Source organism: Candidatus Manganitrophus noduliformans (genome assembly GCF_012184425.1).
Taxonomy (GTDB): domain Bacteria; phylum Nitrospirota; class Nitrospiria; order SBBL01; family Manganitrophaceae; genus Manganitrophus; species Manganitrophus noduliformans.
The window spans coordinates 926,883-941,631 of sequence record NZ_VTOW01000001.1 but is presented as its reverse complement, the minus strand read 5'-3'; the positions used below and the strand labels follow the sequence as shown (position 1 = coordinate 941,631).

Here is a 14,749-nt window from a genome sequence, read left to right as displayed (position 1 = left end):
CCTCTCCCCCAGTCGGTTGTTTTTTATTTTTCGGGATGGTAGAATGCAGCCGTTTTCTGAAAGAAGGAGTCTTAAGCGTGAAATGGATCGTACCCCTGCGGCTGATTTACATCGCAGGTTTGTTCCTCATTTGTCTGCCCGGTTTTTCGTTCGCCTCTTCCCCCGCCGATCGCGCCAGATCTTATTTTGAAGAAGGAATCGAGCTGAACAAGCAGCGGCGCTACGATGAAGCCCTTGAGAAATTCACCCAGGCGGCGACATTGAGCCTCGACACCCACATCTATCACCAGGCGGTGTATCGGACCCGGATTGCCCTGCGGCGCGGTCCTCAAGGAACGCAGTTCTATAAAGATCTGGCGGCGAAACATCCGACGAATGCAACGGTCCGCTACTGGCTCGGCCGGTTCCATCTCGAAAGCCGCGCTTTGGAAGAAGCGGCGAAGGAATTCGAGGGGGCCGCCCGGCTGGCCCCGCGGGACGAGCACGCCTTCGTTTCGCTGGGGCACGTCTACCTTCGAATCGGAAAAGAGAAAGAGGCCTTGGAAGCCTACACGCAGGCGAACAGACTTTCGCCCAAAATTGCGGTCGTCCATGCCGGCATGGCCAATATCCACTACCGCCGGAACCATTTCGACAAAGCGCAAAAGGAGTATGAAGCGGCGCTTGCGATCGATCCTTCGCTCATGGAAGCGCGGTACAATTTGGGCCTGATCTATGAAAAGAAAGGGGAGATCTCCAACGCCGTGAAGCAATGGCAGGCGATGGTCGAAGCCGATCCGAACGAATCGAGGGCGCGCGAGAAGCTGGCGCGCGTTTATTTCCTGGGGGGGGAATATCTCGATGCGGCCCGGGAATACGCCACCCTCTCGCAGGTCAAGCAAGGCTCGCCCGACATCTTCCTCGCCCTCGGCGAGTCCCAGGTCTTGCTGGCGGCCGGCCTCTCCGATCCGAACGAGCGCCGGCAACTGATTGCGATGGCGATTCAAGCCTTTCAACGGACCATCGAACTCGATCCCAAAAATGCGCAGGCCCGCAAATATCTGGACCGCTTGAACTCCGAGAAACCGGCGCCGGCGCAAAAAAATGAAAGAGCACCTTCGGAAAAAACGGGAAAGGGAAAAAACGTTGAATAGAATGCATCACCGCGCTCTGATATTTTATGGAATCTCGATCGCCGCGATTCTTTGTTTCACGCCGATCGCTTCCCTCGCCGTGGAACGGACGTACGATTGCGCCGCGCAAGAGAACCGCGATAAGCCGACGACCATCGAAATTCTTCTCGCCGGAAAATGGAAGAACCGCACCAAAGAGGTGAAGCAATCTTTCACAACGGTGGACGAATCGTTGAAAGTTCGGATCAAGTTTTTCCCTTTTCTCGATCCTCCCCTGAATATCGGGATCGGCCGATGTGTCTCCGCCGAAGAAGCCCGCCTCGCCATCCGGGAGGCGATCCGTCACAACGGCGGGGTCGACCGGCTGATCATGCAAGATATCATGCCCCACCACTGGATCAAGATCGGGACGACCGACACCTCCGAGCTGACCTGGATTCCGATTCAACCGGAGGAGTTGGCCCGGTTGACCGACCCCGCCCTCACCACCGAACAATTTCACGATCTTTACAGAGAGCTGGCCCGTCAAAAAGAAAAGAAGTTGCCCTTTGGAATGGGAAACCCAGAGCGCGAACAAACACAATGAGAATCCCAATCGTCGTGGTATCGATATTTAAGAATGAATCGATGCGAATGCGGTGGCTCTCTTCTCGTCTCTTCATTACAGCGGTGTTGATCGCCATCGTCGCCCCTTCTATGGCGGCACCGCCCGACCAGGCGGAGGTTGAAGTCCTGGAGCATCAGTGGCGTCCCGATGCCGTTTGGGAAAAGATCGGAAAGACGAAATTCATCTGGAGCGCCACCCTCCATAATCATTCCAATGTCAAAAAAAGGGTCTTCGTCTACTACGACCTTTTAAGCGCAGACAACATTCCCCTGGCGAGCAACGTCGCCAATAAAACGATCGCGCCGCTTCAAACCGCCGTGATCGTTTCAGACTCCTACATCAACAGCAATCTTCTTCCCCGGGTCAAAAGCAGCCGCGTCACGGTGAAATTCCGCTTTCCAAACTAATCAATCCTCTTCTTTTGACGGCCGGCCTCGATCGCTTCTCCGATGAGACGGAGGAACTGATCGATGCGGTGAATCGGCTTGACGTAATAATGATAGGCTCCGTAACGGATCGCCTCTTTTGCGACCTCGTCGGAAGCATTGCCGGTCAGAAGGATCACCTGGGTATGAGAAGCCATCTCTTTGAGCTCCTTTAGAAAATCGATCCCGTTGACCCAGCCGGGAAGGTCGAAATCGATCGTGGCCAGATCGAATTGCTCTTCTTGAATCTTGCAAAGAGCATCCTCCCCGGTGGCAACCGTGACAACCTCATACCCGTTGCTTCTAAAAAGGTCGACCAAAAGCTCCCGGAAGGTTTTATCGTCATCCAGCACCAGAATCCGGGGAGGCCTCGTCTTTATTTGATTCTTCTTATCGTCCATACCGAATAGTATACAAGATCGTTGTCCTAGAGATCCTTCGATCCAATGCGCTGTCCATTCAGGTAGACAAACGGGCGGGACGCAGTCCTCTCCATAACTCTTTATAATCTTTTAACCAATTGTATTTAAAGGCGAAAGCTATTTTTACCTTCGGGGTCCTGTTGGCATCCCATTTGCTTTTTATGTTATGTAAAGATGAGGGAACAGGCTTTGAGGGGGACTGCCATGAGAAAGAACGATTTGAAGATGGGAGCCAAGCCGCTCCGGCAGACGACAGCCCTCGATTTGATGGAGCGGGCCGTAGTCTTCTTTAAAAAAGAGACGAAGTGTGACGCGATCCTCTCGTGCATGGTCAACGGAAACTTCGGAAGCGTTCCGGTTGTGGATGACGAGATGAGGCTCATCGGTATCGTGAGCGAGTATGATCTTCTCGACGCCCTCCTGACCGGCGTCGATGTCACCAACCTTTCGGCCGAGGAGATCATGAAACATCCCCACGCCGTTTCGATCGACTGCCCGGCCTTGGAAATCGGCCGCTTTATCCAACAGAATCATCTGATCCGTCTGCCGGTGGTCGATCGGGACAATCGGTTGGTCGGGATGGTCGCACGGCGCGACCTTTTGAACGGATACCTGGAAGAACTTCTTGGGCCGAGTTGTTTCTGAGGAGCCGATCGACCGGAGGGAACGGATGGAAAGGGTGTTCAACGTGATGCATCGTGGCGACGAACTCTTCCGGGAGATCTTCGAGTTCTGTCCCGACGGCCTCTTCCTCGTCGATGCGAAGGGGGTCATCCAGGCGATGAACCTGGCGATGGAGGTGATGACCGGCTGGAACCGGGAAGAGGTGGTCGGCAAACAACAATGCCTTCTTCTTTTCGGATGCCGCCGCCAAGAAGGGGGGGCGATCTGTGAATCGACCTGCCCCGGCCAATCGACCCTCGCCCACCCCGCATCGGCCCTGCAGGCCTCTCTCAAGATACGGACCAAGCAAGGAGAGGCGATCCTTGTTTCGACCCATTACGGCTCCCTGCCTGTTCATCCCGCCGCCGCTTCCTCCGGGTGCGCCATCGGGGTAATGCGCGAGATCACTCAAACCAAAGAGATGAAAGAGGCCGGGGTGATGGAAGCCATCCTGGATGAGCGGACCGGCCTTTATCACTTCCGCTTCTTCGAGCATCAGCTCCGACGCGAGATCAAGCGGGCGGAGCGCCACCGCCGCCCCCTTTCACTGATGATGATTGCAATCGACGATTTTCTTGAGGAGGATCCTCTCGACCGACCTTCGCGAGCGGACGAAGTCATCCACCGGACGGCGGCCTTGATTCTGAATCACACACGCGAGACCGACCTCATCACCCGCTACGGCAGCGAGGCTTTCCTGGTCCTCCTCCTCGAAACGGAGAAGCAGACCGCCGTCTCCATGGCGGAGCGGCTCCGTGTTACGGCCCAAGATTCAATTTTTCCACACGCGCCGGAAGAGCCGGAGAATCACCTGACCGTCCGGATCGCCGTCGCCAGCTACCCTTGGGACGCGGACGAGGGAGAGGGGCTGATCCGTTTGGCCGATCAGCTTTTGACGCAGGGCAAACAGTCGGGGAAAAATCGGGTCCATTGGAAACGTCTATAGAAACCATAAAAGGGAGGACTACCCATGCAACAAGAAGAGAAGATGACCATGGAGGACCGAATGACCCCCGATCCGGTCACGATCCGCTCCGACCAGACGATCGGAGAGGGGCTGGTCCTGATGTTCGAGCATGACATCCGCCATCTGCCGGTCGTCTCGCACGGGAAAGTGGTCGGGATGGTCTCCGACCGGGATATTCGCCAGCTCCTCGGGAAAGCGAGCATTGCCGCGAAGCACCGCGAGGAAGAGCGGCGCCAGCTTCGGCTTCCGGTCACGGAGATCATGGCGACCCATCTTTATACCGTCGAGAAGACGACCCCTCTTGCCGAAGGGGTCCGGCTCATGGTAGAACACAAGATCGGCGCCGTTCCGGTCGTCGATTCAAAGCAGCATGTCGTCGGGATCTTCAGCGAGCTCGATGCGCTGCGGTACTGTCTCTATCTCATTGAACGATACCAAAGTGTACGCTCTTAATAAAGGACCGATATGAAAAAACCGTCCACACGGCAAGCGATCCGGAAAATCTTGGTCCCCACCGATTTCTCGCCCCACTCCGAGCGAGCCGCCGATTACGCTGCGATGCTGGCGGACGGCTTTCAAGCCGAGATCGTTCTCCTCCACGTGGTCGAGCCGTTCCCCTACAGCGTGACCGACACGATGACGGTCATCAACCACGGCGAAGCGCTCAAGACCATCGCCGCCTCTCTGCTCGAGAACGCCCGCGCCAAGCTGGAGCAGAGCGGCGCCGCGGTCGAAGCCCATCTCACCCGCGGGGTCCCCTATGAGGAAATCCTCGCCTGGGCCGGCAAAAAGAAGATCGATCTCATCGTCATGGGGACCCGCGGACGAACCGGCGTCGGACACTTTCTCCTCGGAAGCGTCGCAGACCGGGTCGTCCACCTCGCCCCCTGCCCGGTGTTGACGATGACCGCTGCAAAAGGGGGCTCAAAATCGGCGAGGCGTAAGCGGTAAGTCAAAAGACGGCTGTCTTTTACCCCTCACGCCCGACGCTTCACCCCTCACGTTCCCTCAAATACCCCCTTTGGGGGATTGTCCCCCCGGCCCTGTTGCGGGAGAATTGCAACATGTGGATCGATGATCTCCATCGCAACGGGGGGAATCCGGATGGCCTTTAAACAGATCCTTGTCCCCATCGATTTTTCTCCCTGCTCGCTCGAAGCGTACCGCGTCGCCGTCTCCCTGGCCCGCTTCTCCGGAGCGACCCTCCACCTCCTCCATGTCATCGATCGCCGGGCGCTGGAGGTCGCCCGTGAGATCGGTCTCACCGCGGACGAAATCGACGAGAAATCGCTCCATGCGACGGCGCGCCGTCGCCTCCGGGAATTCCTGGCGAAGGAGACGGACGGCGTCCCCGCCGACCGGAAGATCGTCACCGGTCTCCCGTTCCAAGAGATCGTCCGTGCCACCCGGCAGGAGCAGATCGACCTCATCGTGATGGGACGCTACGGCGGCAGCGGCGAGTTGGAGAAAATTTTCTTCGGCAGCACCGCCGAAAAGGTCGTCCGCGTCGCCCCCTGTGCCGTTCTCTCCATTCCCCTGGCTGAGTCGAGGAGACCGGCGTGAACGAAAAACCCTGGCATCAATTGACCGCAGCGCAGACGCTGACCGCGCTGGAGAGCGCGCCCGAGGGGCTTTCTCACGCCGAGGCCGCGCGGCGACTGTCGGATTACGGTCAGAACATCCTCAAAGAGACCGAGGGGAAAAGCCCCTGGTCGATCCTCCTCCGGCAATTCACCGACGTGATGATCGTGATCCTTCTCGCCGCCGCCGCGATCTCCTGGTGGATCGGAGAGCTTACCGACACCGCGATGATCCTGGTCATCGTAATCCTCAACGCCGCGCTCGGCTTCAGCCAGGAATACCGGGCCGAGCGGGCCCTCTCCGCCTTAAAAAAACTGGAGCAGCCGCAGGTCGTCGTCCGACGGGAGGGGGCCTACCTCCAAATTCCCTCCCGGAACTTGGTTCCCGGAGACATCGTCGCCGTAGAGGCGGGACAGAAAGTCCCCGCCGACGGGCGGCTGATCGAGACGGCTCAGCTCAAGGTCGATGAGTCTCAGTTCACCGGCGAATCGCTGCCGGCGGGGAAAACATCCCCGCCGATCGACCGGGAAGAGGTCCCTTTGGGAGATCAGACCAACCGGATCTTCATGGGAACCACCGTCATGACCGGGCACGGCTCGGCCGTGGTGACCGAAACCGGCATGCGGACGGAGCTCGGGAAGATCGCCTCCCTTCTGCAGACGGTGGAAGATCGGAAAACGCCGCTGCAGCGCCGGCTCGCCACCCTGGGGAAAAGGCTCGCCGCTGCGGCATTGATTGTAACGGCGGTGATCTTCGTCGCCGGACTGCTCCGGGGAGAAACGATCGAGACGATGCTCCTCACGGCGATCAGCCTGGCGGTCGCCGCCATCCCGGAGGGGCTCCCGGCGATGGTCACCATCGTCCTCGCCCTCGGCGCTCAGCGGATGGTCCGGCGCAACGCCCTCATCCGCAAGCTCCCCGCCGTCGAAACCCTCGGAAGCGTCACGACGATCTGCACCGACAAGACCGGAACGCTGACGCAGAATGTGATGTCGGTCGAGGCGATTTACGTCGACGGCCGCCGGCTTCGCGTCACCGGTCACGGCTACCGCCCCGAGGGGGCTTTCTACCGGAACGAAGATCGGCTCGACCCCGCGACCGATCCCCCGCTGCGCCGGCTTTTGCGCGCGGCGGTTCTCTGCTCGAACGCCCATCTTGATCTTCGCGATGACAAGTGGACCGTTCTGGGAGATCCGACGGAGGGGGCCCTTCTCACCGCCGCCGCCAAGGCGGACCTCCGGAAAGAGCCGCTTGAGCGCGAATATACCCGGATCGGAGAGATCCCCTTCGACTCCACCCGCAAAATGATGACGACGATCCATCAAGATCGGGAGGGGAAGATCCGGGCCTTCACCAAAGGAGGACTTGAAGAACTCCTCCGGCGGTCGTCTTTGATCGTCCAAGGCGAAGAAGAAGTCCCCCTGACCGATCATCACCGGGAGGAGATCGCCCGGATGCATCGGGAGCTTGCCGGGGCCGGTCTGCGTCTGCTGGCGTGCGGCATGCGGCGGTTGGAAAACCGTCCCGACACCGACGATCCCGCTCTCGGGAGAGTCGAGGAGGAGCTGACTTTTCTCGGCCTCTTCGGAATGATCGATCCCCTGCGGCCCGAAGCGGCGGAAGCGGTCCACCGCTGCCGGGCCGCGGGGATTCGTCCGGTCCTGATCACGGGAGACCATCGGATCACCGCCGAGGCAATCGCCGCGCAGATCGGAATGAAGGAGGCCGGCGAGCAGGTCCTCACCGGAGAGGAATTGGCCCGCCTCAGCCCCGAAGCGCTGGAGCCGATGGTCGGAAAGATCTCGATCTACGCCCGGGTCGCCCCCGAACACAAGGTGAAGATCGTCGAGGCGCTCAAGCGCCGGGGGGAGATCGTCGCGATGACCGGCGACGGGGTCAACGACGCCCCCGCGCTCCGGGCCGCCGATATCGGCGTCGCCATGGGCCGGAGCGGAACCGACGTGGCCCGGGAAGCCTCCGAGATGGTCCTGCTGGACGACAACTTCGCGACAATCGTCTCGGCGGTGGAAGAGGGGCGGATCATCTACGACAATATCCGGAAGTTCACCCGGTATATTCTCTCCACCAACAGCGGCGAAATTTTGATCATGCTCTTCGCGATCCTCTTCGCCCTTCCCCTCCCGCTCCTTCCGATCCAGATCCTCTGGACGAACCTCGTCACCGACGGCCTCCCCGCCCTCGCCCTCGGCCTGGAGCCCCCCGAACGGGACGTCATGCGAAGAGCGCCGCGGCCCCCCGAAGAGAGCCTCTTCGCCGGCGGCCTCGGCCTTCATATCGTCTGGGTCGGATTGCTGATGGGGCTGGGGACGGTCGCCCTCTTCGCCTGGGCGGTCCAAACGCGGGATCACGCGCATGCCCGGACAATCGCCTTCCTGACGTTGATGCTCTTTCAGATGTTCCATGTCCTGGCGATCCGCTCGGAGCGCGACCCCCTCTGGCGGATCGGCTTCTTCTCCAATCCGCATCTGTTGGGGGCCGCCGTTCTGACCCTCTCTCTTCAATTGGCAATCACCTATCTGCCGCCGCTTCAGGAACTCTTCAAGACGACGGCGCTGACGGGGGGCGAGTTGCTCGCCTGCGTCGGGGTCGCCTCGACGGTCTATTTCGCCGTGGAGGGAGAGAAATGGTTGCGCGCACATACAAGAGGAGGAAACAAATGATCAAACTGGAACATCTTCTGGTGGCGACCGATTTCTCGGCCTGCTCGAAGGAGGCGCTCGATCATGCCGTTCAGCTCGCCCAAAAGATGAACGGACGGCTGACCCTTCTCCACGTTTTCGAGTCCCCCTTCTTTTACCCGGCGGAGACCCCCCTCGGAAACTATCCCGAGGTCTATCAGTGGCTTCAGGATTTCAAGCAGGAGGAGTTGAAAAACCTGGATACTCTGACGAATGAAATTCGGAAGGAGGGGCTTCCGGTCGAAGCGCTTTTTAAGGAGGGAGCCCCCTCCGTCGAGATTCTCCGAACGGCGAAGGAGATCAATGCCGACCTGATCGTGATGGGGACGCACGGACGAAAAGGCTTCTCGCACGTCATGATGGGGAGCGTCGCCGAGCGGGTCGCCCGCGAGGCCCCCTGTCCGGTGTTCATCGTCCGGGAGAAGAAAGGTCCGGAGAAGAGATGAGCTTCAATTCACTCAGGAGGAAGCGATGACGACATCCGCAACAGAAACCCAAAAAGAATCGATGACGATCTCCTGGACCGCCGGCGTCCAACTGGCGGTGGAGGTCCGCGGCCACCGCCTGATCGTCGATCAACCGAAGGAGGAGGGAGGAGACGATCAGGGAATCACGCCGGTCGAGATGTTCATCGCCTCCCTCGGCGCCTGCATCGGCTACTTCGCGGTCCGCTTCTGCCGACGTCACAAACTGCCGACGGAGGGGCTGGCCGTTCACACGACCTGGGATGATGCCGAGCAGCCGCACCGGGTCGGGACGATCCGCGCCCGGGTCGATCTTCCGAAGGGGTTCCCCGCGGCAATGAAAGACCGGCTTCAAAAGGTCGTGGAAGGATGCACCATTCACAACTCGCTGACGCACCCTCCGCAGATTGCGGTCCGGCTGATGGAAGCGGGTTGATACCCGGCGGTTCGGGTGAGTAGAATGAACAAGAGAAGGAGAAATCAGATGCGACGGAGCTTACTCATTGGGTGGACGGCTCTTTTTCTGACGGCGGCGCCAGCGGGTTGGGCCGTCGATGCCGCCCGGCTCTACGGCGACAAATGCGCCCCCTGCCACGGAGGCGGCGGCCAGGGAACCCAGACCGCCCCGCCCCACAAGGGCAACCCCTTCATCACTCAGGGAGAGCCCGAGGCGATCAAAGAGGTCATCTTGAAAGGGCGGCAAGGGGCCGAGAAAAAATACCCCGACATTCCGATTGAAATGCCGGGAGGTCTGGTCACGGAGAAACAGGCCGAGGCGCTGGTCGGTTACATGAAGGGGGCGCTCCAGACAAGCGAGGAGGGATTCCTTCGGGGCCGGTGCGCTCCCGGCGAGCACCGCGGTCGGCATTGTGACCGGAGGGGAATGCGTTGAGTGAAAAGGAGCGGAGGATGGAGAAGGAAAACGGTTTCGCCGTCACCTCCGAGGCCTACCGCTATTTTCTTCGCGAGGAATCCGGAGTTCGCCCGCTTCCTGGTGGAAGAGGGGATCGACAGCATCTCGCTGAATCCCGACGCGGTGATGAAAACCACCGTCATGATCCCGGAGGCCGAGCGGGCGGAGGCGGCGTGAAATAAACGAAAACCCTGTAGGGGGCGGACCTGCGTGTCCGCCCTCCGTTACGGCAAATATAAAACCAGGCGCACACATCGGTGCGCCCCTACAAAATCGATTTCTTGATGAGGAGGTCTATCATGAAAGCACTTGTGTATCACGGCCCCGGCAAACGGGCCTTGGAAGAAAAACCGAAGCCCGCGATCCAGGCGCCGACCGATGCGATCGTGAAAATCACCAAGACAACGATCTGCGGGACCGATCTGCACATTCTCAAGGGGGACGTCCCGACCGTCACCGACGGTCGGACCCTCGGACACGAGGGGGTCGGCGTGATCGACCAGGCCGGCGACGCCGTCGGGAGCTTCCGGCCCGGCGACCGGGTTCTGATCTCCTGCATCACCTCCTGCGGCCGCTGCGCCAATTGTAAAAAGGGGATGTATTCGCACTGTGAAAACGGCGGCGGCTGGATTTTGGGGAACACGATCGACGGCACCCAGGCGGAGTATGTCCGGATCCCCTTCGCCGACACCAGCCTTTACAAGATCCCGGAAGGGGTCGATGAAGAAGCGTTGACGATGCTGAGCGACATCCTCCCGACCGGCTTCGAGTGCGGGGTGCGGAACGGCAAGGTCAAACCGGGAGACATCGTCGCCATCGTCGGGGCGGGACCGATCGGCCTCGCCGTGCTGGCAACCGCCCAGCTCTACTCCCCCGCCGAGATCATCATGATCGACCTCGACGACAACCGCCTCGACGTCTCCAAAAAATTCGGCGCCACGAAGACGATCAACAGCAGCGACGGCCGGGCGGTTGAGAATGTGATGGGGTTGACGAACGGAAAGGGGGTTGATGTCGCGGTTGAAGCGGTCGGCATCCCGGCGACCTTCGAGCTCTGCCAGAAGATCGTCGCCGCCGGCGGCCACATCGCCAACATCGGCGTTCATGGAAAGCCGGCCCTCCTCCATCTGGAAACCCTCTGGTCCCACAACATCACGCTGACGACGCGGCTGGTCGATACCGAGACGACGCCGATGCTCCTCAAGATGGTGAAATCAGGAAAACTGCAGCCGAAGCAGTTCATTACCCACCGCTTCGCGTTGAATGATGTGATGAAGGCGTACGATACCTTCATGAACGCCGCCAAGGAGAAAACGTTGAAGGTCGTGTTGGCGGCGTGATGAAACCTACCCGTCGTGCAGGGGCGCCGCATGCGGCGCCCCTGCGGTGACGCAGATGACGAAGGACCGAAACAAGAAGAAACGGCCGGCTGAAAAAGAACCCCGGCGGATTTCCGGGCTGATCCGGAGGCGGTTGCGGGAGGCGGTTTTCGGGGTCCAGGACGGTCTTATCTCGACCCTCGGCGCCCTCACCGGAATCGCGGAAGGGACGGAGAGCCGGGCGGCGGTTGTCATTTCCGGAGTGGTGATCATCGTCGTCGAATCGCTGTCGATGGCCGCCGGCTCCTATCTCTCTTCAAAATCGCACAAGCAATACCTTCAGCGCCTTCTCCGGGAAGAGGAGGAGCAGATTGCAAGAGACCCGGAAGGAGAGCGGCGGGAGATCTGGGCGATGTACCGGGAGCGGGGTTATCCCGACGAGGAGATCGCGATCATTGCGAATCGGCTGCTGAGCGATAAAGCTCTTCTCCTGGAAGACATGGCGCACAAGGAGCTCGGCATCTCTCCGGCGAGCCTGGAGGGGCCGGCCGGCAATGCGCTCGTGATGGGGATCGCCTACGTCTTCGGCGGCCTCGTTCCGGTCCTCCCCTATCTGATCCTCTCGATCGACGCGGCGATGCCGCTCTCCGTTTCCGGCACGCTTATCGCCCTTTTTCTCTTCGGCGGGTTGAAGGGACGCCTCGTCGGCCAAAGGGGATGGCGCAGCGCGCTTGAGATGGTCGGCATCGCGGGTCTTGCAGCCGCGGCAGGATACGGGATCGGGCGGCTTGCAAGCTTTTGGATCAAGTAATATGATATAAGAGCGAAACGACACAAAGGCGAAAATCAATGTCCAAGATCAAACCGATCCCGGAGCGGGAACCGGCCCACGACATTTTTCGGCGGCGCCATCATCCCCTCGACGTTTTCTTTTCGCCGCGGACGGTCGCGCTCATCGGCGCGACCGAAAGCGAAGGGAGCGTCGGGAGGACGATCCTTCGAAATCTCATCGGCAACCCGTTCGGCGGGGTCGTCTTTCCGATCAATCCGAAACGTTCGAGCGTCTTGGGGATCAAGGCCTATCCGAGCATCGCCCAGGTCCCGGAAAGGATCGATCTCGCCGTGATCGCCACCCCGGCGCAGACGGTGCCGGGGATCATCCGCGAATGCGTCCAGGCCGGCGCGCGGGGGGCGATCATCATCTCGGCCGGCTTCAAAGAGGCCGGCGCCGCCGGGGTCGAATTGGAGCGGCAGATCCTCGCCGAGGCGCGCCGCGGAAAGATGCGGATCATCGGCCCGAACTGCCTCGGGGTGATGAGCCCCCTGACCGGATTGAACGCGACGTTCGCGGGGACCATGGCCCGGCCGGGAAATGTCGGCTTCATCAGCCAGAGCGGGGCCCTCTGCACGGCGATCCTCGACTGGAGCCTTCAGGAAATGGTCGGCTTCTCCGCCTTCGTCTCGATCGGATCGATGCTCGATGTGAACTGGGGCGATCTGATCGGCTATCTCGGCGAAGATCCCCGGACGCAGAGCATCGTCCTCTACATGGAGTCGATCGGAGACGCCCGCTCTTTTATTTCGGCGGCCCGCGAAGTCGCGCTGACCAAACCGATCATCGTGATCAAGGCGGGGCGGACGAAGGCGGCGGCCAAGGCGGCCGCCTCCCACACCGGCGCCCTCACCGGAAGCGATGAAGTGCTCCACGCCGCCTTCCGCCGCTCCGGCGTTCTGCGGGTGAACAGCATCGCCGACCTTTTTTACATGGCGGAGGTCCTCGCCAAACAGCCCCGTCCCAAAGGACCGCGGCTGACGATCGTGACGAACGCCGGCGGCCCGGCGGTGCTCGCCACCGATGCGTTGATTCTCACCGGGGGAGCGCTGGCCGAACTGGCGCCGGAGACGATTCAGGCGCTCAATCAAATTCTCCCCCCCCACTGGAGCCACGGCAATCCGATCGACATCTTGGGCGACGCCAGCGCCGAGCGCTACGCGCAGGCGGTCGAGATCGCCGCGAAAGATCCGAACAGCGACGGCCTGCTCGCCGTCCTGGCGCCCCAGGCGATGACCGACCCGACACAGACGGCCGAGCGGCTCAAGGGGCTCGCCCGGCTCGACGGAAAACCGCTGCTGGCAAGCTGGATGGGGGGGGCCGACGTCGCCGCCGGGGTGACGATCTTAAACCGCGCCGGCGTCCCGACCTTCTCCTACCCCGACACCGCCGTCCGGGCCTTTAACTACATGTGGCGCTACAGCTATAATCTCCGCAGCCTCTACGAAACCCCGGTGCTGGCCGCCGAGGAGGGGATCGATCGCGCCGCGGCCGAGCGGTTGATTCAAAAGGCCCGCAAGTCGGGGCGGACCCTTCTGACCGAGGTGGAATCGAAACAGCTCCTCGCCGCCTATGCCCTTCCGACCGTCGAAACGCGGATTGCAAAAAACGAGGCGGAGGCGGTCGAGATCGCCGCCGAGATCGGATACCCGGCGGTCCTCAAGCTTCACTCCGAGACGATCACCCACAAAAGCGACGTCGGCGGCGTTCAGTTGAACCTGGCCAACGCCGCCGCCGTCCGGCGCGCCTATCGGGCGATCGAGAAGAAGGTAAAGGGAGGCGATTTTCTCGGGGTCACCGTCCAGCCGATGATCGCCCGCGACGGCTATGAATTGATTTTGGGGAGCAGTCCCGATCCGGAGTTCGGCCCGGTTCTCCTCTTCGGAACAGGGGGAACACTGGTCGAAGTTTTCCAAGATCGGGCCTTGGGCCTTCCGCCGCTGACCACCACGCTGGCCCGCCGGATGATGGAGCAGACGAAAATATTTACCGCGCTGAAGGGGGTGCGGGGGAAGGGGCCGATCGATCTTGCCGCGCTGGAGCAGCTCCTCGTCCGGTTCAGCCGGCTGGTCGTCGAGCAGCGATGGATCAAGGAGATCGACATCAATCCCCTTCTCGTCTCGGAGGATCGGCAGATCGCGCTCGATGCCCGCGTCGTCGTTCATGGGAAAGAAGTTCGCGAAGAAGATCTCCCGAAGCTGGCCATCCGCCCCTACCCGGCCCAGTACGTCAGCCGATCGGCCTTGAAAGACGGCACCCCGGTGACGATCCGTCCGATCCGGCCGGAAGACGAGCCGCTGATGGTCCGCTTCCACCAAGCCCTCTCGGACCAGAGCGTCTATCTCCGTTTCTTTCAACCGTTGAAGCTCAGCCAGCGGGTCGCCCACGAGCGGCTGACCCGGATCTGCTTTATCGATTATGATCGCGAGATGGCGCTGGTCGTGGAGCGGAAAGATCCCGACACGGAAACCCGGGACCTGCTCGGCGCCGCCCGGCTGACCAAGATCGAAGGAACCGAGGAGGCCGAATTTTCCATCTTGATCGCCGATCCTTATCAGCGGCAGGGGCTGGGGACCGAGCTTCTCCGCCGCCTCATTCGGATCGGCCGCGACGAGCACCTCAAAAAAATCCGCGCCGACATCCTTCCCGACAACACCGCCATGCAGCGGGTCTGCAAGAAGCTCGGCTTCAAGATCCGGCGGGAAGTGGGCGATCCGTTGGTCTCGGCCGAGCTGGAGATCTAGG

General features: G+C 60.8%; 17 protein-coding genes. 16 read left to right on the top strand and 1 reads right to left on the bottom strand.

The features are described 5' to 3' along the window. The first annotated feature begins 77 nt into the window (after positions 1 to 77). From MNODULE_RS04655 to MNODULE_RS04645, 3 genes are read left to right on the top strand one after another with little or no spacing between them, the layout of a single operon-like run. Positions 78 to 1,133, top strand: coding sequence for a tetratricopeptide repeat protein (locus MNODULE_RS04655; protein WP_168058294.1), 1,056 nt, complete (start codon positions 78 to 80; stop codon positions 1,131 to 1,133). Further along, positions 1,126 to 1,698: a hypothetical protein gene (locus MNODULE_RS04650; RefSeq protein ID WP_168058293.1), complete on the top strand. Its 573-nt coding sequence runs from the start codon at positions 1,126 to 1,128 to the stop codon at positions 1,696 to 1,698. The genes MNODULE_RS04655 and MNODULE_RS04650 overlap by 8 nt, the downstream gene beginning before the upstream one ends. Positions 1,699 to 1,739: 41 nt before the next feature. Further along, a complete protein-coding gene (locus tag MNODULE_RS04645) occupies positions 1,740 to 2,126 on the top strand; it encodes a hypothetical protein (protein ID WP_168058292.1) in 387 nt (128 codons plus the stop codon). Here MNODULE_RS04645 and MNODULE_RS04640 read toward each other — a convergent pair. After that, positions 2,123 to 2,497, bottom strand: coding sequence for a response regulator (locus MNODULE_RS04640; protein WP_168058291.1), 375 nt, complete (start codon positions 2,495 to 2,497; stop codon positions 2,123 to 2,125). The two genes, MNODULE_RS04645 and MNODULE_RS04640, sit on opposite strands and share 4 nt — an antisense overlap. 273 nt (positions 2,498 to 2,770) lie before the next feature. On the opposite strand from MNODULE_RS04640, the gene MNODULE_RS04635 reads away from it, so the two are divergent. From MNODULE_RS04635 to MNODULE_RS04575, 13 genes are all read left to right on the top strand, one after another. Further along, positions 2,771 to 3,211, top strand: a complete 441-nt coding sequence (locus tag MNODULE_RS04635) for a CBS domain-containing protein (RefSeq protein WP_168058290.1) — start codon at positions 2,771 to 2,773, stop codon at positions 3,209 to 3,211. Positions 3,212 to 3,236: 25 nt separating this feature from the next. Next, complete coding sequence (locus tag MNODULE_RS04630; protein ID WP_168058289.1) at positions 3,237 to 4,175, top strand: sensor domain-containing diguanylate cyclase; 939 nt, start codon at positions 3,237 to 3,239, stop codon at positions 4,173 to 4,175. A gap of 24 nt (positions 4,176 to 4,199) precedes the next feature. Further along, entirely contained in the window at positions 4,200 to 4,649 is a 450-nt protein-coding gene (locus tag MNODULE_RS04625) for a CBS domain-containing protein (protein WP_168058288.1), read from the top strand. Positions 4,650 to 4,661: 12 nt separating this feature from the next. Continuing rightward, positions 4,662 to 5,147, top strand: coding sequence for a universal stress protein (locus MNODULE_RS04620; protein WP_168058287.1), 486 nt, complete (start codon positions 4,662 to 4,664; stop codon positions 5,145 to 5,147). Positions 5,148 to 5,270: 123 nt separating this feature from the next. Continuing rightward, positions 5,271 to 5,759: a universal stress protein gene (locus MNODULE_RS04615; protein ID WP_168058286.1), complete on the top strand. Its 489-nt coding sequence runs from the start codon at positions 5,271 to 5,273 to the stop codon at positions 5,757 to 5,759. Continuing rightward, a complete protein-coding gene (locus MNODULE_RS04610; RefSeq protein WP_168058285.1) occupies positions 5,756 to 8,458 on the top strand; it encodes an HAD-IC family P-type ATPase in 2,703 nt (900 codons plus the stop codon). Before MNODULE_RS04615 ends, MNODULE_RS04610 begins: the two co-directional genes overlap by 4 nt. Beyond that, positions 8,455 to 8,922: a universal stress protein gene (locus MNODULE_RS04605; protein WP_168058284.1), complete on the top strand. Its 468-nt coding sequence runs from the start codon at positions 8,455 to 8,457 to the stop codon at positions 8,920 to 8,922. The genes MNODULE_RS04610 and MNODULE_RS04605 overlap by 4 nt, the downstream gene beginning before the upstream one ends. Before the next feature lie 25 nt (positions 8,923 to 8,947). Continuing rightward, positions 8,948 to 9,376 carry an OsmC family protein gene (locus MNODULE_RS04600; protein ID WP_168058283.1) on the top strand — a complete coding sequence of 143 codons (429 nt, stop codon included), beginning with the start codon at positions 8,948 to 8,950 and terminating at the stop codon, positions 9,374 to 9,376. Positions 9,377 to 9,424: 48 nt separating this feature from the next. Beyond that, on the top strand, positions 9,425 to 9,832 hold the full coding sequence (locus MNODULE_RS04595) for a c-type cytochrome (protein WP_168058282.1): 408 nt from the start codon (positions 9,425 to 9,427) through the stop codon (positions 9,830 to 9,832). Beyond that, positions 9,833 to 10,030, top strand: coding sequence for a hypothetical protein (locus MNODULE_RS04590; RefSeq protein WP_168058281.1), 198 nt, complete (start codon positions 9,833 to 9,835; stop codon positions 10,028 to 10,030). 122 nt (positions 10,031 to 10,152) lie between these two features. Next, positions 10,153 to 11,193 carry a zinc-dependent alcohol dehydrogenase family protein gene (locus MNODULE_RS04585; protein WP_168058280.1) on the top strand — a complete coding sequence of 347 codons (1,041 nt, stop codon included), beginning with the start codon at positions 10,153 to 10,155 and terminating at the stop codon, positions 11,191 to 11,193. A 55-nt stretch (positions 11,194 to 11,248) separates the two neighbouring features. After that, the gene (locus MNODULE_RS04580) at positions 11,249 to 11,983 is read left to right on the top strand and encodes a VIT1/CCC1 transporter family protein (RefSeq protein ID WP_168058279.1); all 735 of its coding nucleotides are present in this window, start codon (positions 11,249 to 11,251) and stop codon (positions 11,981 to 11,983) included. Between the two features lie 38 nt (positions 11,984 to 12,021). Next, positions 12,022 to 14,748: a bifunctional acetate--CoA ligase family protein/GNAT family N-acetyltransferase gene (locus MNODULE_RS04575; protein WP_168058278.1), complete on the top strand. Its 2,727-nt coding sequence runs from the start codon at positions 12,022 to 12,024 to the stop codon at positions 14,746 to 14,748. Position 14,749 lies beyond the last annotated feature (1 nt).